Source organism: Ohtaekwangia koreensis, assembly GCF_900167975.1.
Lineage (GTDB): Bacteria > Bacteroidota > Bacteroidia > Cytophagales > Cyclobacteriaceae > Ohtaekwangia > Ohtaekwangia koreensis.
The window spans coordinates 430700-455625 of sequence record NZ_FUZU01000004.1; the positions used below are offsets into that span (position 1 = coordinate 430700).

Consider the following 24926-nt stretch of genomic DNA (forward strand, 5'->3'; position numbering starts at 1 on the left):
AGAAGTTCCACCATAAAAGGGATGTAACATCACTTTTTCTTAAAGACCAAGTCGGCTTGTTGTACTGCTATAACCCGGTTAAAGAGCTCTTTCAAAAAATGATATTCTTCAGAGGCAAAAATCGTTTTCGAAATCTGCAATGAGTTATTAATGGTTAATCGATTTGGCATGTTTTGAATATCAAACAAGTAGCGGCCTCCGGCATTCGGTAATGCCAGACCAATTTTTTGAGGAAGGTCAACGGGCTCGATTGTCGTTGGATATTCCAGGTTGAGGATGAGTGTTTCATCCAGCGGTACTCCGAAGTCAACCGGATAGAGTCGCTCCTCTGATTTGAATGGATTCTGCTCCCAGCGGCCAATGATGAAAGGGTTGAAAAGGAAATTGGCGGCATTCATATTTTCATAACCAGCCATTTCAATATCCAATTTCACAACAAGAGGCTTATTTAGTACATCAGTATTTTCAATTTTAAAATCTTTGATCTCCAGATTATTCATCTTTTTACCAAGCTCATGTACAAACTCCTTATCACTCCCGGCATTATGAAGTTCTTTTCGTTTGGTCAGTGCAGCATAACCATTGTAGGTGGTTTGAAGTGTACCCTTAAAAATTCCATCTGACTCCAGCTTGAGATTTACCAACGTAATGCGCTTTGATTTCTCAGAAGGCTTCAGTTCATACCAATAAGATTCCTTCTCTCCCAGCACCCTCCCCTTGCCATTCAGGCATCGCTGTGGTAGTAATCCAAACGGAAGAAAATCATCGGTGGCATCCAGCAGATATACCTTATCGTTTATGTTTAGCTTGGCAACCACGTAGTTGAAGTCGCTTAGCACCGGATGAATCTCCGTTGCCAATCCGTTTTCACGAGTCGATAACATCAATGGTTCTACATTCAAGCCTGCATATTTCAGCGCAGCAATCAGAGTAAGATTGATATCGCCAACATTGCCTGCTCTCTTATCAAACGCTTTTTTTATTCCGAACTCGCTATACTTACCATAAACGTCATCCCAACGATACCATAATTTTATAAACTCATATATCTTCTTTGCTTTTTCAAGCGGATCGCTCTCTCCTGTTAAAAGCAACTCTACATGTTCGTCAACGATATCTTTACCACGCTTTATTTGCAATCCGAATTTTTCATCCCGACGAAGTTCTTCTTCAACATCCTTCCACTCTTTGGTAATCTTATTCTTGCGGCCATCAAAGTATTGTATTTCCGAGAGTTCAAAATTGATCATGGAGAGGAAGTTCGATTTTGCGGTCATATACTCCTCCTCTTTAAATGCCGGTATATCTTTCATAGCCCATTTAAACCTGGCGCAATCTGCACGGTATCCTCCTCCGGGAGTATAGCAATCGCGGATGAGTTCACTTTCGTTTTTGCTTAACTGTTGATATCCCTTCAGCGTAATATTAAATTTATAGTTTGCCGGTACCGTGGCCCAATACTCACTCATCACCTTGGGAATATCACTTTGAAATTCCCAGTTATGAAAATTAAAAATGAAAGGAGATTCGACGATATAGTGTACCTCGATCACGCTTCCAACGCGAACATTAGGAATAGCGAACTTTACTATATCTAAATACTTGCTCGCATTTTCAGTAAATTGATTTTTACTCTCCAGCTTCGTTTCTCGCATGGTTCCATTCTCATAGTTGTAGCTGGATGCCTTTACTGACCGAACGCGTTCAACACGTGATTCATTTTTATACAATGGTATCTGGAAATCAGCTTGGTCAAGTCCGTTCTTTTTCAGAATCTTGATCTTGGCGTGATATTCAAACAGTAAATTATTGTCGTTGCTGTTGTCAATGTAAGCTTCACCAAACTCGTTCAAAATCACGGCTACAGCAGCAGTGTCTTTTTCATACACTTTGATATCGAGATCCCGGTAGGTAGTCTGACCATATGGAAATCCATGATCTTGTGCGAACGAAAATAACGGGGATATAAAAAGAAGGGCGAGTAAAGAAAACTTCATACAGGTAGCGCAGGTTTCCCTGCAAGTTAATGAATATAGCACGTGCTTCAATACGTTTGCCTATACCACGGTTTCTATAAGTAGAATTGTATCGATACTATTTTATAACAGCGGTTTTTATGTTTATTAATTTTTGTCACCATTTTTGAAAAATGAAAATAGGTCTTCTTTCCGACACGCATAGTTACCTTGATAAAAAGGTGTTTGAGTATTTTAAAGATTGTGATGAAGTATGGCATGCCGGAGATATAGGAGAAAAAATCGTAGCCGATGAGCTTGAAAAGTTTAAACCTTTTCGGGCGGTATATGGAAATATAGATGATAAAAACCTGCAGGCTTTATATCCTGAAGATCTGCATTTCACCTGCGAAGGACTTACGATCTGGATGACGCACATCGGTGGTGCGCCTCCTAATTATAATCCAAGAGTAAAAAAAATTCTTCGCGTGCAGACTCCGGATATATTTATCTGCGGGCACTCTCACATTTTACGAATCAAACGTGACCCTGCTTTGCATGGAATGCTATACATGAATCCAGGTGCTGCCGGCAATCACGGGTTTCATGTTATGAAAACCATCGTCCGATTTGAAATCGTGAAAAAGGAAATTAAGAATATGGAAGTGATTGAATTAGGAAAACGCGGAGCACTTGTATAAGAAGTTTTGTTAAAACCGGTAACAAAGTGAAGCTCCATTTCCATTCAGGTTGAATGAAACTGTTTCTCCTTCATGCTGCTCCAGGTAGCGCTTGTATTTTTTTGCTCCTTTACTCCAAAGGATAACACCCGGAATTGTCATACCAAGACCACCAGCAATCATCACTACACCAAGTGCTGCTTTCGGATCGCCTTCTTCATAATTTCCGGTATTGGAATTATATCCTGTGCTATAGTAGGATTCTTCTGCACTGGCGAAAACTGCGATTCCTCCAATCAACATAGCACCACCTAAAATGGTAAGTGTGCGACCGGCATTACGCATACGCAATCCAGGAGGAGAAAAAGGTTTATACTCTCCCAAGCCAGCGGGATTAATAATTATAGGGCTAATCTGTGTTTCGCTTTTCTTATCGGAGGAAGCAAATGATTGATTGAACTGAGCCTGGGCAGATACGCCCATCATCAGTAATAGAATTACAACGAGTGTTGTTCTCATACAACAAAACAGGAATAAGGTTAGGTTAGGATTTAAAGGTTGACCAGTCGTTAATCTAAACGTACTGGTTCAACATTACTGGCATCACCAGCATCAGTATATCTTCGCTTTCGTCTTTCTCTACTGGTAAAATTACACCAGCTTTATTAGGAGCAGACATTGTTAATCTGATCTTATCGGAGTCTAAATTCGTCAGCATTTCAATGAGGAACTTGGCGTTAAAACCAATCTCGATGTCTTCACCTTCGTGCTCACAGCTAAGTCTTTCATTCGCTTCGTTAGAGAAATCCAGATCCTCTGCAGAGATCTGCAATTCGCTGCCCGTGATCTTCAAACGTACCTGGTGAGTAGTTTTATTTGCGTAGATGGAAATACGTTTCAATGCACCAAGCAGATCATTACGCTCGATTGTCATCTTGATATTATTTCCGGAAGGAATTACGTTATCGTAATCAGGGAAACGCTCATCGATCAAACGACAGATCATTTTGATGTTACCAAATTTGAAGAATGCGTTCGACATATTGAAGTTCAGGCTCACATCTGTATTTTCAGATGGCAACGTTGCCTTCAACAAGTTCAATGCTTTACGCGGGATGATGATCGAATTTCCATTATCCGATTTAACATCTGTTCTTCTATAGCGCACCAGGCGGTGACCGTCTGTTGCAACAAATGTTGTGTTCTTATCGCCAAGATTTACATACACACCTGTCATGGCAGGGCGAAGCTCATCATTGCTGGTAGCGAAAATTGTATTGTTAACCGCGCGAGATAAAACCTCGGTAGAGATCTCGGCAGAAAAGTCATTGGATACGGTAGGCACTTTCGGAAAATCCGTAGCGTTCTCACCGGAGAGCTTATAACGACCGTTGTCAGAAATGATCTCTACGCTATAAGTAGAGTCGTCAATTGAAAATGTAACCGGTTGCTCGGGCAGGTTCTTAAGTGTATCCAACAGGATACGAGCCGGTACCGCGATGCTTCCTTTTTCTTTTGATTCAACCTGGATCTCCGTGATCATGGAGGTCTGAAGATCAGAAGCAGTTACCGTTAAACTTCCTTTTTCCAGTTCAAACAAGAAATTCTCCAGGATAGGAACTACCGGATTTGTGGTAATTACACCATTAATGTTAGAAAGTTGCTTCAGGAGGTAGGCAGAGTTAACGATGAACTTCATTCGTGAAAAAGTGTTTGTGGTTGTGTAAAGCGGGGTAAAGTTATAAAGAAAACCGGATTATAAAACGACCTGAAAAATGCAAAAAAACAACAACTCAGAAAATCATTTGATAAAATATCTTTTCGGATGAAGAATTGTTCTGATTTTGTTCTCGTGAAGTAAGGCCCAATCGTTCTCCACCAACCCTAAAAATTGTCCGGTTCGATCGGGCGGAAATATTTTAAGTGAATATTTTTTGTCTGCAATATCCGTAATGGTTAACGTGAGCAAGGGTGCGGTTGCTTTTGTCACGCTATCAAGCCTGGGTGTCGCTTCGATGTATTCATCTACGGTGAGCAGCGACACAGCATCAAGGTAATTGTTGATCTTGGCAGTATCCGTTTCAACACCTTTAATTCCGAAGAAGCTTTCATCCATCTCTACGAGAAAATTATCGGCATCGTGATTCGGAAAATGTGCTTCCAGATTTTTGAAGTTACGCCAGTTAAAACCGAATACATACTTATCGCGCCAGCCACTTGCAGGCAATTCAAATATTCCGGAAACATATACCCTGTATCCCGGAATTGTCATTATATAAGGAACATCGTCTGAAGTCCCTTTAAAATAAGCCTGCGTCTTCTGATCATTTCCTGCAGCAAAAAATTCCTCCACTATATTTCCTCCTGATATTAACGAGACCTTTACACCATGTTGCGCCATCGCCTTACCGATGGAATCACGTTGTGATGCAACCACTGGTCTTTTTGGTCGGGCTTCACGGAGGGTAGCAAACAATACTTCGATCATATTACGATCTGCGTTGTAAGTACCATTCACTTTCCAGGCAGAGCCCATATATTTCAAGTCAATCTTTCCGGAAGGTGATTCAAGAACAACTTCATTCACAGCTTTTAAATCTGCTTGTCTGAAAATGTTTTCATCTATATCATACGTGTTATCTTTTTTGCCAAACCAAAAGACTACTGCTGTCGCCAACAGCAACACGATGAGAGAAAGAAGTAACCGTTTATTTTTTTTCTCCTGCATATCAGAATCTGGCAAATTTATTTTTTCTCCAATACGCACGGATCACTCCGAAAACAATTAGCAACAGAATCGGAACTCCCAGGTTTATCACCTGCCACTTTAGTCTTTCTTCCTTTACCTTCTCACGATCTAACGGACGGATCTTGATCTGCTTGCTGCGTGCCTGAATCAATCCATTATCTTCCGTAAGATAGGCCAACGCATTCATGAGCAATTCTCGATTGGCAAATGTATAGTTTGTAAACGGATAGAAACCCAATGGCTGTGGTAACCTGCTTCGTGGGTTCACTTCATTCCGGATGATATCACCATCTGCAACCACAATAAGTTTTGTATGCTTACTCTCTCCAATTACGGTTGCCTGATCAACACCCTCCGGCAGGAATCTGTTTTTGAATAACGAAGAGAAACTGCCTTCCAGTAAATACCCGACTGGTATAGCACTTTTCGAAAAATCTTCAGCCTTTACATTTTTACGCAATTCGTTTACGCTCACATTTACAGGAGCCGTAATGGTGCGCGTATAGTTTGATGTGAGTAGCAACGGAATCTTTTTTATACCGGGTGCTTTCACGGTATCTATACTGCTGGCAAATTTTACAATAACAGCATCGAGGTTTCGTGTGATCGGATGTTCCGCGTAATGATTGATCAGTGGAAAGAAAGGCCAGTCGATCAACTGCATCTGCGGCTTCCCTCCTGTTTCACCGGTAACAATCGGATAAGGTGCTGCACTTTGATCTTGTATTAAATCCGGATTGATGCGAACACCGTATTTAAAAAGCTGGTCGTCTAAATTGAGATCGTAAGGAACAGCAAAATAATTATCGACAGCAGCACTATCCATACTTGCATCCATTCTATCTAACAGAAACATGACTCTGCCACCTTGCATGATATATTGATCGAGCTTGAATTTGTCTGTAGGTGAAAATGCCATACGTGGCTTTGCAATGATCAGTGCATCATTTTTCTTCAGGTCTGTACTGGATGCTAAATCAACTTTATATACATCATATACTTCGCGTATATCTTTATTGAAACTCGCGATGGCTGCACCTTCTAACTCACCGTGACCGGTAACCAATCCGATTCGCTTGCGGTTAGTGTTTGCCAAAGTATAGATCGTGTTGATGAGTTCGAACTCTATATTTTCAATCGACTGATTAATTCTTTCATCGGATGTTTTTGCAGTGCTTCCTTTCAGCAACATCAATCCGGATTCCATTCCCCCAACGGAAACAATCGCTCCAGGAAAAATAATTTTTTCAACACGCTGCCCATCCTTTGTGTCGATGACGTTCGTGGGCTGAATGCCTCGGCTGGCGAGATCATTCATATACTCTGCTTGCGCTTTCTGGCCATTGGCCGTGGCCGGATTCGTGAATATATAGTTTACTTTATTGCCGGAATATATCCTGAACTCCTCCAGTGTTTCTTTGATTGATTTCTGAAATCTGCGAAAGCCTGCATTCAACTCTCCTTCCAGGAAAACTTCGATATATACCTCATCTTCCAGCGAGTTGAGGATTTCGCGCGTTTGAGGCTTGATACTATAGCGCTGCTCTTCTGTTAAGTCAACGCGGAAGAAATAATATGATGCAACCAAATTAAGAAGTACCACCAACACGATGCCGTTGGCAAACCATAGATAGTCTCCGAGTTCCTTGCTCTTCCAGTTTACCATTGTCTGCTTCCCAAAATTAATTTTGTACCCGACAATAACAGAAAGATTACGCTCAGAAAGTATAGTACATCACGACTATCGATCAGGCCTTTACTCAGGGATTCGTAATGATATAGTATACCAAGTTGTTTTATCAGCAAGGCGTTGGCCGACCATACGTTTAGCGTTGCCAGCGACTCAAATCCGGAGAACAATATAAAACACAGAAATGCCGCGACTATAAATGCAACGATCTGGTTAGGGGTAATCGAAGAAGCAAAAATTCCCACCGAACAAAAAACTCCACCCAGTAAGCATAGACCTATATACGAGCCAATGATACCAGCGGTATCAATGTTCCCTGCGGGATTTCCTAATCTATAGATCGAGAAGTAATATAGCAGCGTAGGGATCAAGGCCACGAGCACCAGGCAAAAACTGGCGAAGAATTTACCAAGAATAACATCCCAATCACTTAGCGGTTTCGTCATTAATAATTCCATCGTCCCGGCTTTTTTCTCTTCTGCAAAACTGCGCATCGTGATGGCAGGAATCAGGAATATAAATACATAAGGTCCAAGTGAAAAAAGCGTGTCCATGTCGGCATACCCGTAATCAAGTACGGAGGTTTCCGGAAACACCCACATGAGCAAACCAATGCCCATCAGAAAAACTCCAATCACTACATAAGCAATGAGGGAGTTTAAAAAACTACTGAATTCTTTTGAGAGTACCTGGAGCATGATTTAAAAACGCAGCAAAGTAAATTTAATTTTCGTTATGCTCCACGGAAGGCCTGGCTGTAAGCGAATGAAAAATATTTTCGAGCGAGCTTTCCTCCTGCTTTAATCCGATAAGTGATAAATTATTGTCAGCTGCAAAACGGAACAACACCGGTCGTATATCCATTCCGCGTTCAGCCACTACTTTGAATTTGAATGTATCGAGCGATTGCACGTTTAAAATGCCGGCCAGGCTTTGAAGTTGTTCGGCTGTAACGCCCCTCTCAAATTCTGCTATCACTACAACATGGTCGCCTTGCTTTTGCAGAAGATGTTCCACCGTATCGTCCGCTACAATTTCACCGCGGTTGATCACCACTACACGATCGCACAACGCTTGTACTTCCTGCATGATGTGAGTTGAAAAAATTACGGTTTTATCGAGGCTGATTTCTTTAATGAGTTTCCGAATCTCCACCAACTGGTTTGGATCAAGTCCTGAAGTTGGTTCATCCAGAATCAATACTTTGGGATTATGAATCAACGCCTGTGCTAATCCAACGCGTTGCCTATACCCCTTCGATAACGCTTCTATTTTTTTATTCTGCTCACGGGTTAGTCCACAACGCTCCACCATCTCGCTCACCTGGTGCCTCAGGGTTGTACCCGACAGTCCATATAGTTTACCAATAAAACTTAAGTACTCGTGAACATACATATCCAGGTATAGCGGATTATGCTCCGGCAGATAACCTGTTATTCGTTTCGCCTGCATAGGCTCTTCAACAACATCGAAGCCGCCTACAAGCACATGTCCATCCGTTGGCGGAAGGAAACACGTGGCGATTTTCATGGTTGTAGATTTGCCCGCTCCATTCGGTCCGAGGAAACCTACAATCTCACCTTGCGCCACTTCAAACGAAATGTTATTGACAGCGCGCTGCTGCCCATATATTTTAGTAAGATTCCGAATTTGAAGCGACATTCTGTTATTTCAAGTTTCAAGTTTAACGGTTTTTAACGGAATGCGGAAGTTTGGACAAGTCTGAATGCCCGGATCACGGATCGATTGTGTCCTGAACCGACCGATTATGGTATTGCCCATCTTCCGGGCAATTAACCCGTAACCGTAGCCGATCACTGATTTGCCCATTAACAAATCTTTAACACTTTACCATATGCAAGCAGTCTATTTTTGGTAGTTATCAATGTTACAAAAGATCGGTACGACCGATTAATGACCGTTGATCCGAAACGTTGAAATGCTGAAATTCGCACCGAAATAAATTTTATTATGCGCTACTCATTTTTTGCCTTTTGTTTTTTACTCTCCGCTTTTTGCTTTGCACAGCCAGGCTACAATATTAAGTTTAAAGTTGATGGATGGAAGGACACAACTGTGTACCTGGGGCACTACTATGGAGAGAGTACATATATAAAAGATACAGCACGAGCCAATACCAAAGGTGAGTTTGCCTTCGCTGGAAAAAAAGAACTTGCACAAGGTGTTTATTTCCTTGTACTGGACAAATCAAAAATATTTGAATTCGTGATTGGCAAGTCGCAGCACTTCTCAATGGACACGAAGACGGACGACTACATTAAGAACATGAAGATTACAGGAGATGCTGATAACAAGCTCTTCTTCGACAATATGCTTTTCAATATGGAGCGCCATAAAGAAGCTGAGCCGTTGATTAAAATTTTACAGGACAGTACGCTGGCGGAAGACAAAAAGAAAGACGCCCGCGCCAGTTTTGCAAAAGTAAATGAAAAGGTTGTCGCTTATCAGAATGATGTGATAGCAAAAAATCCGGGGACTATGACGGCTACGATTTTCAAGTCTGCGCAAGCGCTTAAAATTCCGGATGCCCCGAAGAAAGCGGACGGCACTCCTGATTCAACGTTTCAGCTTCGCTGGTATCGCGAGCATTTCTTCGACAACTTTGATTTGGGAAATGAAGCATTACTCCGGATGCCACGTCCCGTATATAGCGATAAGATCAACGAGTATCTTGACAAACTATATGCGCCACAGGTTGATTCTATTTCAAAAGCAGTTGATAAGATCGTAGCGAAAGCAAAGAAAAACCAGGAGACCTATAAATACGCGGTCTGGGCTTGCCTTCTGAAATATCAGCAGCCGGAAATCATGGGCCTTGACGAAGTATATGTTCGCCTATACGATAAGTATTTTGCTTCAGGAGAAATGGATTTCTGGGCAACCGACAAACTGAAAAAAAATCTGAAAGATTATGCGGATCGCCTTCGTAAAAGTCTGATCGGTAAAACCGCTCCCAACCTGATGATGCAGGATGCGAACTTCAAGCCGCGTTCGATGTATGATCTCAAAACGAAATATACCATTGTATATATATTTGATCCAGACTGTGGACATTGCAAAACTGAGACGCCTAAGCTTGTTGATTTTTATACCAAGGATAAAACCCGTTTCAACCTGGAAGTATATGCGGTGAGTACCGATACATCCATGGCCAAGATGCGTGACTATATAAAGACCATGAACATGAAGTGGATCACGGTAAACGGTCCTCGTACGTATAGTGGCACATATGCAGATCTGTATGATGCGGTGACTACACCAAGTCTTTTTGTTCTAGATGAAAAGAAAAAAATCATTGCTAAAAAGTTACCGATAGAGAAACTGGAAGAGTTCTTCGTGAACTATGAAAAATTCCAAAAAGCAAAATCAGAAAAGCTTAAAGGCCAGACTCCGACCAAGCTTTAAACCGGACAGTCTAAGGTTCAGATACGAACACTTGATACTTGTTTGATAATTCAAAAGGCCGAATTCTGATTGGATTCGGCCTTTTGTAACTTTTTTAGTATTTTTTCAGTCTTATATGCAACTATTGACCGCAAGCGAAGTATCTAATGTATAAGTTGCTCCTAAACACCAACCTTATAAATAAAAAAAGTTATGGCCTTTTTTGACAAACTCCTCGGTAAGAAAAAACCAGAATTGAAAGCGCGCTGTCCCATCACTCGGGAACCGATCGAAAACGGATTTGGCTATCTATTGACTACTTCACAGGTCGTTGCCTCCAGAAAATATTGGGACATGATTATGACAGAGCCGGAGACTATGTCGTATACCGTTTCACATTTTAAGAATGTGGCCAGTGGAACACAAATGCGAACGATGATCTTTGATAAATATAGCAGCATCGAAAAGCCTTGGATGATCTCCGATTCATGCATCAACCTGTTTGAACATATTGATAAAAAAACTGCTCGCGAAAACGCTAAGAAGTGGTGGGATAACGGTGGGCTCTATGCACCTGAGCAATCCGGAGCAGCATCCAACGCGTTGGATGCGAAAACGTATCAGGATTTTAAAGATTACGCTGTGCTCGAAGCAGGGCGCTCCAGAATTGTATTACAGTAGTTTCACATAGTTTAGGTTAGCACAAAGGCCTCATGTTCGCGCATGGGGCTTTTGTCTTTATTGACAAACCGTGCAACCCAAACTATATATCTATAGCTATATATTGACAGGACTATTTTAATTATGACGATCGATGGTGAACTGTACCAATTGGATCAACGATCGCTTATAGTCTGATTCTGGAAACTTGTTTAACAACAGAAGCGCATCCTGGTGATATTTATTCATCGCCTCCTCGGCATACTGAATGCCACCTGATTTTTTAACAAACTCGATTACTTCCTTTACTTTTTTCGGTTTGTTACTTTCATTTTTTACAATGCTGATAATCTTTCTTCGCTCGACCCAGCCTGCTTTTGAAAGAGCATAGATCAGCGGTAGCGTCATTTTCTTTTCTTTAATATCAATCCCGACCGGTTTGCCTATTTCTTCTTCACCGTAATCAAACAGATCGTCTTTTATCTGGAAGGCCATTCCAATCTTTTCGCCAAACTCACGCATCAGTTTGGTGATCTCCTCCCCTGCCCCGGATGAACTGGCACCCACTGCGCAACACGAAGCAATCAATGAAGCTGTCTTTTGCCGGATGATCTCGTAATAAATATCTTCCGTTATATTAAGCTTACGCGACTTCTCCATTTGAAGTAACTCTCCTTCACTCATCTCGCGTACAGCATCGGATACAATACTCAACAAACTAAAATCTTTGTTCTCAACAGATAAAAGCAACCCTCTGGCTAACAGGAAGTCTCCGACCAGAACGGCAACTTTATTTTTCCAAAGCGCATTAACAGAAAAGAAACCTCTTCGGTAATTAGCCTCGTCCACTACGTCATCATGTACGAGTGTAGCCGTGTGAAGAAGTTCGATGAGAGATGCACCGCGATAGGTAGACTCACTGATCTGACCACACGTACCGGCACTTAAGAAAACAAACATCGGACGCATCTGTTTTCCCTTGCGCTTCACGATATAGTTCATGATTTTATTGAGCAGCAACACCCGGGTTTTCATCGAAGCCCGGAACTTTTGCTCAAACTCCTCCATCTCGTGTGCAATAGGAGCCTTTATATTGTCCAACTTTAAAGACATGTGCGCAAGTATAAGCAATTCGGCCGATACGTTATATACCAGAAGAAAATTCAATGGCTCGTTCAATGGTCAGAACAAGAGTCAAACCCGCTATAATAAATGCTATTCGAGCAGAATTGTTTCTATTGAATGCAGCCATATGCTTAGGTCATTCCCTAAAGTATCTATTGACAATTGCTGATGAACTCTCGTATTTTAGCCCCATGAAGGTGATCGGAAATTACTGGGACGATGTATTTTTTGCTATCATCGTTTTCACAGTTGCAGTTATTATAGCGAGAGTGTTGCGTTTTATTATTGGCCGCCTTGTAAAGGGTGCTTCCAATAAATTAAAGGTCGATCCTACCAAGTATAACTTTTTGAAGAACGCGGTAGAATTCATTGTCTACATGATTGCGCTGACCATCGTTTTCAATTCTATTCCTAAGTTAAAGAGCTATGGCACAGCGTTGTTTGCTGGTGCCGGTGTACTCGCTGCCATTGTCGGCTTCGCGTCTCAATCAGCATTCTCGAATATAGTAAGCGGTATCTTTATTGTAATCTTCAGACCATTTAGCGTGGGTGATCGCGTACGGGTAGGCCAGCTTTATACAGGCGATGTAGAAGATATAACGCTTCGCCATACGGTTATAAAAGATTTTGAAAACAGACGTATTGTTATACCCAACTCGGTGATCAGCAACGAAACGATTATTAACTCCACCCTGGCACATGAAAATCTTTGCGTTTTTATTGAGCTCGGAGTTTCGTTTGACACCGATGTAGACCAGGCGATGCGCATTTTACAGGAAGAGGTTATGAAGCATCCGGATTGTATGGACAACCGGACACATGAAGAAATTGAAAGTGGAAATCCACAGGTTGATGTTCGATTGATTAACATTACAGAAACAGCGCTTCAGTTGCGTGCATATGCCTGGGCAAAAGATCCATCTTCGGGCTTTAATCTTAAATGTGATGTGCTAAAAAGTATAAAGAGAAGATTTGACGATGCCGGTATTTCACTCGCCTATCCGCAGCGACTGATCTATATAAAAGAAAGCAATACGCTAAAAAGTTAAAGGATGAATCCACAAAAGCCTTCTGATAATCATTCACCCACAGACTGCGAGATACTGGAGTTGATCTCTTATAATCGTGAGTTGCATGATAAATATACCGGCACATACACAACGGTTGAAAGTATATTAAATAAAATTCAGCCAGACCGGGTAAACTGGATCAATGTTGATGGTTTGAATAATCAGGACCTCATCGAAAAAGTTCAGACTCATTTTTGTTTGCACTCTTTATTAATCGATGATGTACTCAGCGATCAGCGGCCTAAAGCAGAAGAGTTCGATGACTATCTTTTCTTTACTTTAAAAATGCTATACCGTATTGACGGTACTGCCATTGACTACGAACAGATCAGTTTTGTACTCGGTAAGAATTACCTCATCTCCTTCCAGGAAAAAGAAGGCGATTGGTTTGATGGATTTCGTGACCGGATCAGACTCGACCAGGGACGCGTCCGTAAAAAACAAGCCGACTATTTGTTATACCGCCTTATCGACATCATCGTTGACAATTACTATAATGTATTGGATCGCGTTGGCGATCTGATCGATGAGACCGAAGAGACTGTTTACCAGAACCCCTCCACTCAAACATTCACTAAAATTCAGTATTTAAAAAAGGAACTTATATACCTGAGAAAGGCTCTGTTCCCTTTGCGGGATGCGCTGAGTAAAATCGTAAAGGGCGAATCTGATTTTGTAAAAGAAGAGAACATCCGTTTCTTCTCGGATGTATATGAACATGTCATTCACCTTACCGATTCATTGGAAACCTATAAAGACCTCGTTTCGAGTCTTACGGATATTCATATAAACGCGATGAACACCAAGATGAACGAAGTGATGAAAGTGTTGACAGTAATCTCCACAATCTTCATCCCGCTAACGTTTATTGTAGGAGTGTATGGTATGAATTTCCACTATATGCCGGAGTTGGACTGGCGTTGGGGCTACTATAGTGTATGGGGAGTAATGATTCTGATAGTAGTAGGAATGTTGGCATTCTTCCGCCATAAAAAATGGTTCTAACATCAATATATTGGTATATACTTTTGCAAGTATATACCAATATATTAGCTATATACTAGATTTTCTTTTCGAGCTCAGTGATCTTGTCCTGTGCTTCGTTCTTACCAAGAGAAAGTGCTTTCTTATAAAGCTCTATAGCTTCTTTGAACGTTTCTTTCTTTTTACGCGGTGCAAGTTTCGTACGGTTTGCAGCTTCTTCTACAGCCTGGCCTCTTGCAAAGTATGCATCAGCTTCCGTCATTTTACTTTGAATCATCAACTCCTGCACACGTGCTTCGATCAAAGCAAGCTCCTGAGTTTTTGTTTCGATCATTGTTTGCTTGTCGGCCAGTTCAGCTTCCTGCATGCTTACCGTTGTGATCAGGTTCTGATTCTCACTGCGGTATTTTTCAACTTGCTCTTGCAAAGCAGCAATCTCTTGCGTCTTGCCTTCAAGTTGTGCCTTCAGGTTTTTCAGAAGTTTAGCGTTGGCACTGTTGCTGGCTTTTGACGTAGCCAATGATTTTTCAAGATCATCCAGTTTATGTTGTGTATCTCTAACATAACCGTTGATGTCTTTCATGCGTGAAGTATAGTCTTCATACGTAGTTCCTTCTACCATGTTAACGCGGAGGAGTTGACGGCTGGCATCAATAGAGTCCATCAGTGTACCAACTTCGGTTAACGTTTGCGCCATCTTCTGGCTGGTCTCAAGTTCTACCTTGAGTGAGTCTACCTGCGACCGTAACGTGTCTTTTTCTTTTGTGTCACAGCTGGCTATCAGGATAACGATAGGCAGGGCATAAGCGAGCTTTCTAATCATAAATGATTTTTTTGAGGTTATGAAACAAAAATACGTTTGATTTCGCAGCCTTATCGTGGCACTATCACAAATTATTTTAGAACCGGCCAAATAGACAATAATTACGATGATCAGCCTTCTCAACATTATTCGCTTTTCCTTTTTGTGATTGCTGGAAGGGGTTAACTTTGCGACCGTTTTGTTCACCTCGCCATTATATTCATGCCCACGTTACTAAACACGCGCACGCGGATTGCAGATCTGGGCAAGCCTCACATTGTCATGATCTGTGGCAGATCAGGATTTTTTGCCTGGTTGGTATGGATGTTTATTCACCTTGTTTCAATAATTGGTTTTAAAAATAAATTCTTCGTCCTCACGAACTCGCCAGTGCGCAGTTTCACGAACGACAAGAGCAACAGATTAATCATCGCGCGTCCAGAAGACGGCGTTTAATAACTATGGCTGATTCAGCAGGTAAACATCTTACACCATTATCCGTAGGTGGTGTTCTGGTCTCTTTGGGAATTATATACGGCGACATAGGAACTTCACCGTTGTATGTTTTCAAGGCGATTGTCGGGACGCAAACCATCAATGAAGATCTCGTTCTCGGAGGACTCTCGTGTGTTTTTTGGACGCTCACGCTCATCACCACACTTAAATATGTATACCTGGCACTCAATGCCGACAACAAAGGTGAAGGAGGTATATTTGCTTTGTACGCACTCGTAAGAAGGTATAAAGCAGGCTGGGTAATTTTCCCTGCCGTGATCGGATGTTGTACTTTGATCGCGGATGGTTTTATAACTCCCGCCATCAGTGTGTCGTCTGCTATAGAAGGATTGCGTATTCTGAATCCGGAAATACCGACTGTATCAATCGTTATAGCGATCATGATCGCTCTCTTTGTATTCCAACAGTTCGGAACCAGCGTGGTTGGAAAAACTTTCGGCCCCATCATGACGATCTGGTTTCTGGCTATCGCTGTATTCGGTATACTTCAATTCTACGATCACCCACAGATTTTCCGCGCATTGAATCCTTACTATGCGTATCACCTTATCGTTGAATATCCGAAAGGTTTCTGGTTGCTCGGTGCCGTTTTCCTTTGCACTACGGGAGCAGAAGCTTTATACTCTGACTTAGGTCATTGTGGAAAAGACAATATACGCGTAGGCTGGGCCTATGTTAAAATAGCATTGCTCTGTAATTACTTTGGACAGGGTGCATGGTTGCTCGATCACCAGGGTGCTACACTGGGAAACAAGATTCCATTTTATGCGATCATCCCGGAGGAGTTCCTGATCTTCGGAATTATCATTGCTACGATGGCGGCTGTGATTGCCAGCCAGGCTTTGATCTCTGGAACATTTACGTTGGTGAACGAAGCGATGAAGCTGAAGCTTTGGCCTTCCACCCGCGTTCGCTACCCAAGCCAGATTAAGGGACAGATATATATACCGGCTATCAACTGGATCTTGTTGGCCGGATGTATAGCCGTGGTTCTCATGTTTCGTGAATCGGCAAAAATGGAAGGCGCTTACGGTCTCGCGATCATGATCAACATGTTGATGACGACTTCGCTGCTAGTCTTCTATTTCATGACCGCCAAGAAATCCATGTTCCGATCGTCAGGGCTTGCAGTACTCTTCTTTTCATTGGAGGGCATGTTCCTCGTATCAAACCTTGACAAGTTTCAACATGGTGGCTGGTTTACATTCCTGATCGCGGTGTTGTTCTTTATAATGATGTATGTATTGTTGCACGCACGATGGCTGCGTGAACGTCATACAGAGTTTGTGGATTTAAAACATTATGTTGGCATGATCCAGGATCTTCAGGCGGATACTACCGTACCGAAGGAAGCGAGTAACCTGGTATACCTTGCGATGGCCGATAGCAAGCGCTATATAGACTCAAACATTATATACTCTATCTTCAAGAAAAGACCGAAGCGGGCAGATGTATTCTGGTTTGTACACGTAGATACAGTTGATAGTCCTTTCACCAGTAAGTATGTAGTGGATACGATCATACCAAAGCGCTGCTTTTTTGTACGGATCAAACTTGGATTCAAAACCAACCACAGAGTAAATCTTTTATTCAATAAGATCATTCATGAGATGGCCGATGCCGGTGAGATTGATCTTACCAGCTCCTACCCTTCCCTGCACAAGTATAGTATGATGGCGGACTTTAAGTTCATCATCCTGCACTCGTGGGCTTCCTCCGACAGTGAGATTTCTTCCTTCGATCGACTGATTATACAAGGCTATAGATTACTAAAAGAATATAGTCTGAGTACAGAAGAATTGTACGGTATAGAAGCAGCCAACCTCGAGGTGGAGAAAGTACCAATACAGGTAGGACCTCAGGCCCGCGTAAAGATCAAACGCGAACGCGAAGACTAAAATGTTACAGGTATATGTTTACAACAAGCTGTAGACATATACCTGTATACTATATCTATAAATAAACTTACGTTCTTCTCTTGGCACCGCGTACAGCTTCTGCTGTCCACGGATCTTCCGGCCAGTGATGCTTTGGATACCGCATACGAAGTTGCTTCCGTACTTCATGATAGGTTGTCTGCCAGAAGCTTTTCAAATCCTGTGTTACCTGAACAGGTTTATAGCCCGGTGAAAGTAAATGTAGCAATACTTTTGTACGACCTTCATTGATCACAGGCGTTTCCAACAAGCCAAACATTTCCTGTAAACGTACCTCCATAATCGGAGCACGGCCGTCTTCAAAGTATTGCACCTGGATTAACGAACCACTGGGTACCTTGATCTTTACAGGAGCCAGTGTATCTAATATACTACTCAACTCCCACGGCAATAACGATGGAAGAATTCCATTCCAGTCCAATCGCTGCAGTTCACTTAGTCTGGTAATGTTTGTAAGGAAGGGAGCCAACCATACGGCTACTGTTTCCAATAATTTTTCTTCACGCACATTAGGCCACGCTTCTTCGGGGCGCCATTGTTTTATACTGTTCACACGCGCCTGCCATTCTTGTTGTGCCTCGCCCCAGCCAATGGCTTTTAATCCTTTCGATCGGGTCATTGTACAGAGTACATCAACGCGTTCATCTTCCGGTATCGCACTCAACGGTTTACTCTCCAGCACCAGGTTACCAACGCGTTTTTCAAGTACACCGACCACTATATTTCGTTCATCATCCCAGCGAACTACTTTTTGTTCGCGCGCAAGTGCTGTTAAGTCATTTACATGTAACGAAGCCGCGAGAAAGATTTTTCCTTCACCGCTTCCTGCATCAAGCTGCGCTGCGCAAAGCCACGACTCGCGCATAAGTGGATCATGCTCCTGTAATTTTACAATTCTTCCGTTCGCTAATTTATAGCGCTCGCTATGTTTACCTTGTTGCTGCGCGATTCGTTCCGGGTATGCTGCAACAAGCAACCGTCCTACATCGGTATCTTTTGGAATGGCATCATCCTTTTCAACTTTCAGAATTTTCCGCCAGTTATGCGCCAACCGCTCGATGCGTTCAAGTATAGCACGGTCAGCAAAAAATCGTTCACCCTTTCTCCATTTGCGTAACGCTTCTACGCGTAACGCTACATCTGCTCCCGATTCTTTTGCAAGGGGGTCGCGCTCTTCAAGGATTGCCGCTATATCTGTTGCCAGCGATGTGAGCTGTGCACCGGATGCTGCCAACAACAGGTGGGCTATACGCGGATGTGTCGGAAGCTTCAGCATTTCTTTACCTCGCGAGGTAATCATGCCGTTATCGATCGCTTCAAGCTGTTGCAATAATTCTTTCGCCTGGTTAACAGTGCCTGCGGGTGGCACTGTGATCCACGTTAAATCACGGGTATCTTTTACACCCCATTGTCCTAACTCCAACATAAGCGGTGCAAGATCTGCTTCCAGAATTTCCGGTGTGCGATTGGACACTAAAGTTGCTTGTACGGATTCACTCCACAACCTATAGCAAACTCCGGGTGCTAACCTGCCTGCACGACCAGCACGCTGATCGGCAGCGTCTTTTGTTACGCGTACAGTATCCAGTCGGGTAAGACCGCTGCGCGGATCAAATTTAGGAACACGCGATAAACCACTATCAATCACTACGCGAATGCCTTCAATGGTAAGAGACGTCTCTGCTATAGATGTAGCGATCACAATCTTTCTTCTTCCTTGTGGATGAGGAAGTATAGCTTCCTGCTGTTTTTGAAAAGGCAGATCGCCATAGAGCGGATGAAGACTTGCGTTCACTCCTTCTTCTTCCAACTGGTGGAGTACACGCACAATCTCACCGGCACCAGGAAGGAAAACCAAAACGTCACCTTCCTCTTCACGCAATGCTTTCTGGATTGCCTTTACTATGCGCACGGTAACGGGTATATATACATCATCACCCAGGTATTTTATCGTTACCGGATATTGTTTTCCATGCGATGTAACAATCGGTGCCCGCAGTAAACCTGAAAGATGTTCACCGTCCAACGTTGCTGACATAATGAGAATCCGAAGATCGTCACGCAAAAGTTGTTGTGCCTGAAGACATAACGCCAAAGCCAGATCGGCATGGAGACTGCGTTCATGAAATTCATCAAAAATCACAAGGCCGGCATCTTCCAAACTATTATCCGATTGCAACATGCGGGTAAGAATTCCTTCCGTAACAACTTCTACTTTTGTTTGCTTTCCAACGCGCGATTCAAACCGTACGCGATACCCGATCTTCTCCCCTATATCTTCCTGTAGTATACTTGCCATCCGCTGTGCTACAGATTTAGCCGCAAGTCTCCGAGGCTCCAGCATCAGGATCTTTTTTCCTTCTAGCCAGGATTCATTCATCAGCTCCAAAGGAAGTACCGTTGACTTACCAGCTCCGGGTGGAGCTTGCAGGATCACTACATTGGTTTCTGCCAGCTTCGTTTTTAATGTGGATAATATATCGAGAACAGGATACATGTATATATCTGAATGATTGCGCCTGGTATGATTAATATTAAGATGCTTTATCGCGTACCGCCCGGGTAAACATCCTCTCCATCCAGTGCGTCTATAAGTTTATGGATGCATTCGGTTATATAGGCTCCATTACCGGGACCGTACCAGTTCATGAGACGTGTTTCATAATGATCACGATCATAATACTGATCTGCCGTGATATAGCCTATATATCCGCCATTGAAACTGGTTACCATCACGCTAATGTTTTTCTTTGCAGCAAGCGAATCCAGTGAGGCCGTAAGTGCTCCGGAGTAATCGCAGGGTGTGCCGATCATCACTATATCTCCCAGGCGCAAAGCTGTCAGGTAAGTCGGATATTTACCAAAGGCAGCATTGAACAACCACGGGCGAATCTGCCAGTCCTTGGCAATTTTAGCCTCCGGTGAAGGAAGCTCTAACGGAACACGAATCATCAGTAACGTGGAGTCCGTTACCGGCTCAAGTTCATGATGCCGTGCTATATATTTAGTCTTCAATTCATTCGCCATCCATACCAGACAAGGCTTTCCGTACTCGGGAGGATTTGCTTTTTGACTTCCTACAGCACCTGCCATAAACATCGCGAAGCTATAGCCCGCGGCTTCCATCTCATCAACGAGTTCACCGGGATAGTCACGGGAGAGTTCGAGGTCACGCGAAAACAAACAGGTAGCATGTGCAGTATAGCTCATCAACAAAAATTTGGAACTGTCGCTGCGATGTATTTCGATCACCCGAAGTAATGAATCTATACCTCCTGTGCTGATCAGTCTATTCCGCACAGCGGTCGGCACAGGTATAGATCCCTTCCGGATGGTACCCTGTACCATATTCATGGAAGCACGCGCTATACTCTGCTTAATCTTGTCAACAATTAAATGAACTATAGAATCTTCATAGCTTCCGTATAGTATACCCGTAGCTTTCTCTCCCCAATTCCCGATACTGTTATGTGTGTGGACGGCACCGAGGTATGTATTGTTTATAGTGAAGCCTACCTCGGGCAATTCTTTCTCCAGTAATTCCGTTACGGTTGGAGGTATGATCAACAAATCAGCACTCACAATCGCGACACGCTGCGCACCATTATCCACGACCAGTGTGCGTATATAAATAGAATCGTGAACAGCTGTATATACTTTGCCTAACCTGTTGCCATAGCCGGCCAACGCTGTTGGATGCGCAGGCGTTATATTCTCCTTGGCGAAACCAAATGAAAAACCCTTTGTACTGCGAACAAATTCCGGGTGAAGACTATCGAGTCTACTCATCATGGCAGCATACTCCGGCTTTTCCTGTATGGGTTTACGTTTCAGCGGAACCACGCTCACGGCAACGAAAAGAAGTAGCAAGCCGATCACTGAAGCCAGGACCATTACGGTAATACGCAGAATCTTTTTCAACGCCATAAGCCGCAAGATACTGATTCTATCCGCAAGGTTAATATGTTTATTGTTTGAAGAATTTATGACCGGAAAGAAAATCCGTGATCAGATTACTATATACGTGTGCAGAAAGGAAACTCATTATCCAAGCGTTGAAATATAGGGTAGAAAAATGATCAGGCCGATAATCACTGAAATCACTGAAACAATCAGTACAGCACCAGCCGCTATATCTTTTACTTTGCCTGCCAGCGGTTGACGCTCTCGGGTAACAAGGTCAACGAGATTCTCGATGGAAGAGTTGATCAACTCAAGCCCTATCACCAGGCCAATGCTCAGCAAAAGTATACACCACTCAACCGCTGTTATATGAAAATAAAATCCTGCTGCTACAACCAGTGACGTAATGGAAAGATGAATTCTCAGGTTACGCTGTTCCCGGATTGCAACAACAATGCCCTTCCATGCGTAGCCAAAACTTTTTATAAGTGCGTTCATCATTGTATAATGGATGTTATGGCTTCCGCCAGCAAGTTGTTGCTTTCTTTCACAGGTATAAAACCCTGAAGACGCTTTGCTTCCCGTAAGGCTTCAGTAAGATCAAATTTACTTTGTTGTATGGTGTATGCAATGCCTTTTTTCAAAAGCCGTTCTGCCAGATATTCCTGTTCCGTCTGGCCGGGAGTAGGAACAAAAATCACATGTCCACCTAATCTCGTCAGGTCCATCACTGTACTAAAGCCACTTCGCACAAGTATAACCGATGCACTTTCAATAGCATCTTGAAGTTCTTCACTGTTCATAAAAGGTACAACGTCTGACGTTGTATCAAGGGCTGACATGTTCGTACCATCTGGTAATCCGCGAACGATCAAAGCTTTTATAGCCAACTTGTTTACCTGTTGTATAACGATCGTCTCCAATATCGAGCGTTGTGGCTCAGGACCGGAAAATATGCAAAGCAAATCATACTTTATACTTTGCTTACCAGAAGATGTGAATCGTGAAAGCGGACCTATAAATTGGTGCTTGATCGTAGTGTCAAACTTACCAAACGAAATCAAATCACCAGCTATACTTTCACCTCCGGGAAGATCAGGGATCCAGCACATGGAAAACTTTTTCATCATACGATGATTCATCTTTCGTACAAGCGGTGCCAGCCACCCGAAACGAAGCGGCATCAGTATATTACTTTGATGCGTAATGAAAACACTGGTTACCGCAGACGACCAGCAACCATAGCGATTATCCGAAATGACAAGATCGATTTTATCGCGCGCTATAATTTCCTCGGTCATTACATGTTCATCATGGATCACACGACTGAACCTGGGAAGTTGCTTCGCCATCGCCCACACCATGGAACCAGCAGCAGGATACACCGGTTTATAAGCCGGATATATATAGGTTGTTGACTGCGGGAATTCGTTTTGGAGTAGCAATAGCGAATCACCGCTGCCTCCTATATATACTATACATTGATGTTGGAGCAATTGCCTGATGATCGGTATACAACGGGTAGCATGTCCCAACCCCCAATCGAGTGGCGTGACGAGTACGCGTTTCATCCGTGCAAGGACTTGAAAACAAATCCTTCATTTGTAAAATGATCGAGCACACGGGGCAGAGCATACGTCATGTTCTTCTCTGCCTTTACACTATCGTGGAATACTATAATAGAACCGGGGCGTGCAGCACGAATCGTATTCCGCAGGCATGCTTCCGGTGACAGGTCTTTATTATAGTCAACAGAGAGAACATCCCACATCACGATTCTATAATCTGACTTCAGCAATTGAATTTGCTTCGGTGTGATGCGCCCGTATGGAGGACGAAATAGATCGGTTATAAATGTAGTCTTCTGTGTCCCCAGGCTTTTAACCATTTCGGTGTCACACGTTTTTATATTGTGTATATAGTGGTTGACTGTATTTTTCCAGCCATTAAGATGATTGAACGTATGATTACCGACCGCATGTCCTTGCATTAAAATACGTTTGAATATATCCGGATGCTTGCGGATGTTATCGCCTATGCAAAAGAAAGTAGCTTTCGCTGAAAATGTTGCAAGTGCCTGGAGTGCAAATTCCGTTGGACCGGTAACAGGTCCATCGTCAAAAGTAAGATATAGCTCATTTGCTTTGGTAGGAACGCGCCAGAGCAGCGAGGGAAAGAGCAGCGGAAGAAAAAACGGTGTGCGGTGTGGTGTAATCATCCTACACGACAGGAAAGAATGGTTATATCATCATGGTACCCATTGCGACCTTTGAATTCGTCCAGCGCTACTATGATATCTTCATGTATAGTACTCAGGTTTTTGGTATAGGTACTGTCTTCTTTAAAGTAGTCCAGCAGCGCATCAACACCAAATTCACGCCCTTGCTCATTTAGGGTTTCAGTCAATCCATCGGTATAGCAGAAGATGAGGAAGTCCTCGAGATCTGTCACAAAGCCTTCATTCAAAAAAGGAAGCGGATGCATGGCACCCAACACCGTTGATCCGTCCTCCAGCAAACGTATACCATGTTTACGGTCCAACAGTAAAGGAGGGTTGTGGCCGGAGTTCACATATACCATCGTTTTAAGATGTATATCATATATAGCTGCAAAGAAGGTTATGAACTTCTCTCCTTTTGTGTTTTCAAGTACCTGGTAATTCAACGCTTCAATGATGTCCGTCAGGTTTGGTGTTTGACGTATCAGCGTACGCAGTGATGCCTGAAAATTGGACATCATCAATGCAGCCGGTATACCTTTACCGCTTACATCGGCTACACAAATGAGGAACTGATTTTTATTGATCGGTATATAGTCGTAGTAATCTCCCCCTATGCGGTCGTGTGGAAGATAACTTGCTTCAATCTTCAGACGGTCTGTGTTCGGAAGCTTTTCAGGAAAAAGAAACTGCTGTACATCACGGGCAATCTCAAGTTCCTTGCGAAGTGATTCCTGCTCCAGTTGTTTACGGGCAAGCTTCTTGTTTTCAATCGCCACAATGATGATGTTACTCAATGCCTGGATGAAACGAATGCCATCTTCATTTTCATAACTTTCATCATACTTGTCCAATCCGCCAACGAACACCAGGGCAAGCGTTGTGCTTTGATGTGCTACAGGCACAATGATGTCGAACTCTGTAAATTCACACTCATCAAATTCCTTCAGGTGTGTTATATCCTGAATGGTTTTAAACTCGGGCAGCAACTTCGTTTTACCGTAGTGATGCTTTGTACCGAAATTCGCTTTGCATGACCAGTCATCGTCCAATACAAACAAGGCGAGTTTCTTGATACTCAGATTCGAACGAAGCGTGAAGTTATAGATCTTATAAAGAGACTCTTCAGGCAAGTTGCTGTTAATAGCCTGGGTGATCTCAAGCAATGCATTGAGCTCCAGTTCTTTTATTTCAAATTGCTTTCTAACGTCCAGTTCCTCCATAAGCGAATA

The 24926-nt window shown here is 42.9% G+C and carries 23 protein-coding genes; 7 read left to right on the top strand and 16 right to left on the bottom strand.

The features are described from left to right. Positions 1 to 29: 29 nt before the first annotated feature. On the bottom strand, positions 30 to 1997 hold the full coding sequence (locus B5Y40_RS25110) for a DUF3857 domain-containing protein (protein ID WP_079689616.1): 1968 nt from the start codon (positions 1995 to 1997) through the stop codon (positions 30 to 32). Between the two features lie 152 nt (positions 1998 to 2149). Between B5Y40_RS25110 and B5Y40_RS25115 the strand changes: the two genes are divergently transcribed. Beyond that, positions 2150 to 2656, top strand: a complete 507-nt coding sequence (locus B5Y40_RS25115; RefSeq protein WP_079689617.1) for a metallophosphoesterase family protein — start codon at positions 2150 to 2152, stop codon at positions 2654 to 2656. 9 nt (positions 2657 to 2665) lie between these two features. On the opposite strand, the gene B5Y40_RS25120 is transcribed toward B5Y40_RS25115, so the two are convergent. The 7 genes from B5Y40_RS25120 to B5Y40_RS29730 all read right to left on the bottom strand — a co-directional run bounded on the left by B5Y40_RS25120 (position 2666) and on the right by B5Y40_RS29730 (position 8904). Then, positions 2666 to 3154 carry a hypothetical protein gene (locus B5Y40_RS25120; protein WP_079689618.1) on the bottom strand — a complete coding sequence of 163 codons (489 nt, stop codon included), beginning with the start codon at positions 3152 to 3154 and terminating at the stop codon, positions 2666 to 2668. A gap of 55 nt (positions 3155 to 3209) precedes the next feature. Next, positions 3210 to 4334, bottom strand: a complete 1125-nt coding sequence (dnaN, locus tag B5Y40_RS25125) for a DNA polymerase III subunit beta (protein ID WP_079689619.1) — start codon at positions 4332 to 4334, stop codon at positions 3210 to 3212. 102 nt (positions 4335 to 4436) lie between these two features. Then, positions 4437 to 5363, bottom strand: a complete 927-nt coding sequence (locus B5Y40_RS25130) for a DUF4340 domain-containing protein (protein ID WP_079689620.1) — start codon at positions 5361 to 5363, stop codon at positions 4437 to 4439. 1 nt (position 5364) lies between these two features. Beyond that, positions 5365 to 7050, bottom strand: coding sequence for a gliding motility-associated ABC transporter substrate-binding protein GldG (gene gldG, locus B5Y40_RS25135; RefSeq protein WP_079689621.1), 1686 nt, complete (start codon positions 7048 to 7050; stop codon positions 5365 to 5367). Continuing rightward, positions 7044 to 7772, bottom strand: a complete 729-nt coding sequence (gene gldF, locus B5Y40_RS25140; protein WP_079689622.1) for a gliding motility-associated ABC transporter permease subunit GldF — start codon at positions 7770 to 7772, stop codon at positions 7044 to 7046. Before gldF ends, gldG begins: the two co-directional genes overlap by 7 nt. 25 nt (positions 7773 to 7797) lie before the next feature. Beyond that, entirely contained in the window at positions 7798 to 8736 is a 939-nt protein-coding gene (gene gldA, locus B5Y40_RS25145; protein WP_079689623.1) for a gliding motility-associated ABC transporter ATP-binding subunit GldA, read from the bottom strand. A 9-nt stretch (positions 8737 to 8745) separates the two neighbouring features. Then, positions 8746 to 8904: a hypothetical protein gene (locus tag B5Y40_RS29730; protein WP_159453808.1), complete on the bottom strand. Its 159-nt coding sequence runs from the start codon at positions 8902 to 8904 to the stop codon at positions 8746 to 8748. A gap of 141 nt (positions 8905 to 9045) precedes the next feature. Between B5Y40_RS29730 and B5Y40_RS25150 the strand changes: the two genes are divergently transcribed. Both B5Y40_RS25150 and B5Y40_RS25155 read left to right on the top strand, forming a co-directional pair. Further along, on the top strand, positions 9046 to 10500 hold the full coding sequence (locus B5Y40_RS25150) for a redoxin domain-containing protein (protein WP_079689624.1): 1455 nt from the start codon (positions 9046 to 9048) through the stop codon (positions 10498 to 10500). Between the two features lie 192 nt (positions 10501 to 10692). Beyond that, the gene (locus B5Y40_RS25155) at positions 10693 to 11160 is read left to right on the top strand and encodes a hypothetical protein (protein ID WP_079689625.1); all 468 of its coding nucleotides are present in this window, start codon (positions 10693 to 10695) and stop codon (positions 11158 to 11160) included. Positions 11161 to 11277: 117 nt separating this feature from the next. On the opposite strand, the gene B5Y40_RS25160 is transcribed toward B5Y40_RS25155, so the two are convergent. Next, complete coding sequence (locus tag B5Y40_RS25160; protein WP_079690008.1) at positions 11278 to 12252, bottom strand: polyprenyl synthetase family protein; 975 nt, start codon at positions 12250 to 12252, stop codon at positions 11278 to 11280. Positions 12253 to 12455: 203 nt separating this feature from the next. Here B5Y40_RS25160 and B5Y40_RS25165 point away from each other — a divergent pair, with 203 nt between their 5' ends. Then, positions 12456 to 13313 carry a mechanosensitive ion channel family protein gene (locus B5Y40_RS25165; protein ID WP_079689626.1) on the top strand — a complete coding sequence of 286 codons (858 nt, stop codon included), beginning with the start codon at positions 12456 to 12458 and terminating at the stop codon, positions 13311 to 13313. 3 nt (positions 13314 to 13316) lie between these two features. Then, complete coding sequence (gene corA / locus B5Y40_RS25170; RefSeq protein ID WP_079689627.1) at positions 13317 to 14339, top strand: magnesium/cobalt transporter CorA; 1023 nt, start codon at positions 13317 to 13319, stop codon at positions 14337 to 14339. A gap of 55 nt (positions 14340 to 14394) precedes the next feature. On the opposite strand, the gene B5Y40_RS25175 is transcribed toward corA, so the two are convergent. Then, on the bottom strand, positions 14395 to 15141 hold the full coding sequence (locus tag B5Y40_RS25175) for a GumC domain-containing protein (protein ID WP_079689628.1): 747 nt from the start codon (positions 15139 to 15141) through the stop codon (positions 14395 to 14397). Positions 15142 to 15342: 201 nt separating this feature from the next. On the opposite strand from B5Y40_RS25175, the gene B5Y40_RS25180 reads away from it, so the two are divergent. Continuing rightward, positions 15343 to 15576, top strand: coding sequence for a hypothetical protein (locus tag B5Y40_RS25180; RefSeq protein ID WP_079689629.1), 234 nt, complete (start codon positions 15343 to 15345; stop codon positions 15574 to 15576). Positions 15577 to 15581: 5 nt separating this feature from the next. After that, positions 15582 to 17534, top strand: a complete 1953-nt coding sequence (locus tag B5Y40_RS25185; RefSeq protein WP_079689630.1) for a KUP/HAK/KT family potassium transporter — start codon at positions 15582 to 15584, stop codon at positions 17532 to 17534. Between the two features lie 67 nt (positions 17535 to 17601). Here B5Y40_RS25185 and hrpB read toward each other — a convergent pair whose 3' ends face one another. The 6 genes from hrpB to B5Y40_RS25215 all read right to left on the bottom strand — a co-directional run bounded on the left by hrpB (position 17602) and on the right by B5Y40_RS25215 (position 24917). Then, positions 17602 to 20070, bottom strand: a complete 2469-nt coding sequence (hrpB, locus tag B5Y40_RS25190; RefSeq protein ID WP_079689631.1) for an ATP-dependent helicase HrpB — start codon at positions 20068 to 20070, stop codon at positions 17602 to 17604. A gap of 47 nt (positions 20071 to 20117) precedes the next feature. Then, positions 20118 to 21500 (bottom strand): neutral/alkaline non-lysosomal ceramidase N-terminal domain-containing protein, encoded by a 1383-nt coding sequence (locus B5Y40_RS25195; protein ID WP_079689632.1) that lies wholly within the window; start codon positions 21498 to 21500, stop codon positions 20118 to 20120. Positions 21501 to 21617: 117 nt separating this feature from the next. Next, positions 21618 to 21977, bottom strand: a complete 360-nt coding sequence (locus B5Y40_RS25200) for a diacylglycerol kinase family protein (protein ID WP_079689633.1) — start codon at positions 21975 to 21977, stop codon at positions 21618 to 21620. After that, the gene (locus B5Y40_RS25205; RefSeq protein WP_079689634.1) at positions 21974 to 23047 is read right to left on the bottom strand and encodes a glycosyltransferase; all 1074 of its coding nucleotides are present in this window, start codon (positions 23045 to 23047) and stop codon (positions 21974 to 21976) included. Before B5Y40_RS25205 ends, B5Y40_RS25200 begins: the two co-directional genes overlap by 4 nt. Beyond that, positions 23044 to 23694, bottom strand: a complete 651-nt coding sequence (locus tag B5Y40_RS25210) for a polysaccharide deacetylase family protein (RefSeq protein ID WP_079689635.1) — start codon at positions 23692 to 23694, stop codon at positions 23044 to 23046. Before B5Y40_RS25210 ends, B5Y40_RS25205 begins: the two co-directional genes overlap by 4 nt. Beyond that, positions 23691 to 24917: a PP2C family protein-serine/threonine phosphatase gene (locus tag B5Y40_RS25215; RefSeq protein ID WP_079689636.1), complete on the bottom strand. Its 1227-nt coding sequence runs from the start codon at positions 24915 to 24917 to the stop codon at positions 23691 to 23693. The genes B5Y40_RS25210 and B5Y40_RS25215 overlap by 4 nt, the downstream gene beginning before the upstream one ends. Between the last annotated feature and the right edge of the window lie 9 nt (positions 24918 to 24926).

Bases quoted from the DNA above. Each gene is read 5' to 3' on its own strand.
- B5Y40_RS25110 (WP_079689616.1), bottom strand. From the start codon at position 1,997: ATGAAGTTTTCTTTACTCGCCCTTCTTTTTATATCCCCGTTATTTTCG.
- B5Y40_RS25115 (WP_079689617.1), top strand. From the start codon at position 2,150: ATGAAAATAGGTCTTCTTTCCGACACGCATAGTTACCTTGATAAAAAG.
- B5Y40_RS25120 (WP_079689618.1), bottom strand. From the start codon at position 3,154: ATGAGAACAACACTCGTTGTAATTCTATTACTGATGATGGGCGTATCT.
- dnaN (WP_079689619.1), bottom strand. From the start codon at position 4,334: ATGAAGTTCATCGTTAACTCTGCCTACCTCCTGAAGCAACTTTCTAAC.
- B5Y40_RS25130 (WP_079689620.1), bottom strand. From the start codon at position 5,363: ATGCAGGAGAAAAAAAATAAACGGTTACTTCTTTCTCTCATCGTGTTG.
- gldG (WP_079689621.1), bottom strand. From the start codon at position 7,050: ATGGTAAACTGGAAGAGCAAGGAACTCGGAGACTATCTATGGTTTGCC.
- gldF (WP_079689622.1), bottom strand. From the start codon at position 7,772: ATGCTCCAGGTACTCTCAAAAGAATTCAGTAGTTTTTTAAACTCCCTC.
- gldA (WP_079689623.1), bottom strand. From the start codon at position 8,736: ATGTCGCTTCAAATTCGGAATCTTACTAAAATATATGGGCAGCAGCGC.
- B5Y40_RS29730 (WP_159453808.1), bottom strand. From the start codon at position 8,904: ATGGGCAAATCAGTGATCGGCTACGGTTACGGGTTAATTGCCCGGAAG.
- B5Y40_RS25150 (WP_079689624.1), top strand. From the start codon at position 9,046: ATGCGCTACTCATTTTTTGCCTTTTGTTTTTTACTCTCCGCTTTTTGC.
- B5Y40_RS25155 (WP_079689625.1), top strand. From the start codon at position 10,693: ATGGCCTTTTTTGACAAACTCCTCGGTAAGAAAAAACCAGAATTGAAA.
- B5Y40_RS25160 (WP_079690008.1), bottom strand. From the start codon at position 12,252: ATGTCTTTAAAGTTGGACAATATAAAGGCTCCTATTGCACACGAGATG.
- B5Y40_RS25165 (WP_079689626.1), top strand. From the start codon at position 12,456: ATGAAGGTGATCGGAAATTACTGGGACGATGTATTTTTTGCTATCATC.
- corA (WP_079689627.1), top strand. From the start codon at position 13,317: ATGAATCCACAAAAGCCTTCTGATAATCATTCACCCACAGACTGCGAG.
- B5Y40_RS25175 (WP_079689628.1), bottom strand. From the start codon at position 15,141: ATGATTAGAAAGCTCGCTTATGCCCTGCCTATCGTTATCCTGATAGCC.
- B5Y40_RS25180 (WP_079689629.1), top strand. From the start codon at position 15,343: ATGCCCACGTTACTAAACACGCGCACGCGGATTGCAGATCTGGGCAAG.
- B5Y40_RS25185 (WP_079689630.1), top strand. From the start codon at position 15,582: ATGGCTGATTCAGCAGGTAAACATCTTACACCATTATCCGTAGGTGGT.
- hrpB (WP_079689631.1), bottom strand. From the start codon at position 20,070: ATGTATCCTGTTCTCGATATATTATCCACATTAAAAACGAAGCTGGCA.
- B5Y40_RS25195 (WP_079689632.1), bottom strand. From the start codon at position 21,500: ATGGCGTTGAAAAAGATTCTGCGTATTACCGTAATGGTCCTGGCTTCA.
- B5Y40_RS25200 (WP_079689633.1), bottom strand. From the start codon at position 21,977: ATGATGAACGCACTTATAAAAAGTTTTGGCTACGCATGGAAGGGCATT.
- B5Y40_RS25205 (WP_079689634.1), bottom strand. From the start codon at position 23,047: ATGAAACGCGTACTCGTCACGCCACTCGATTGGGGGTTGGGACATGCT.
- B5Y40_RS25210 (WP_079689635.1), bottom strand. From the start codon at position 23,694: ATGATTACACCACACCGCACACCGTTTTTTCTTCCGCTGCTCTTTCCC.
- B5Y40_RS25215 (WP_079689636.1), bottom strand. From the start codon at position 24,917: ATGGAGGAACTGGACGTTAGAAAGCAATTTGAAATAAAAGAACTGGAG.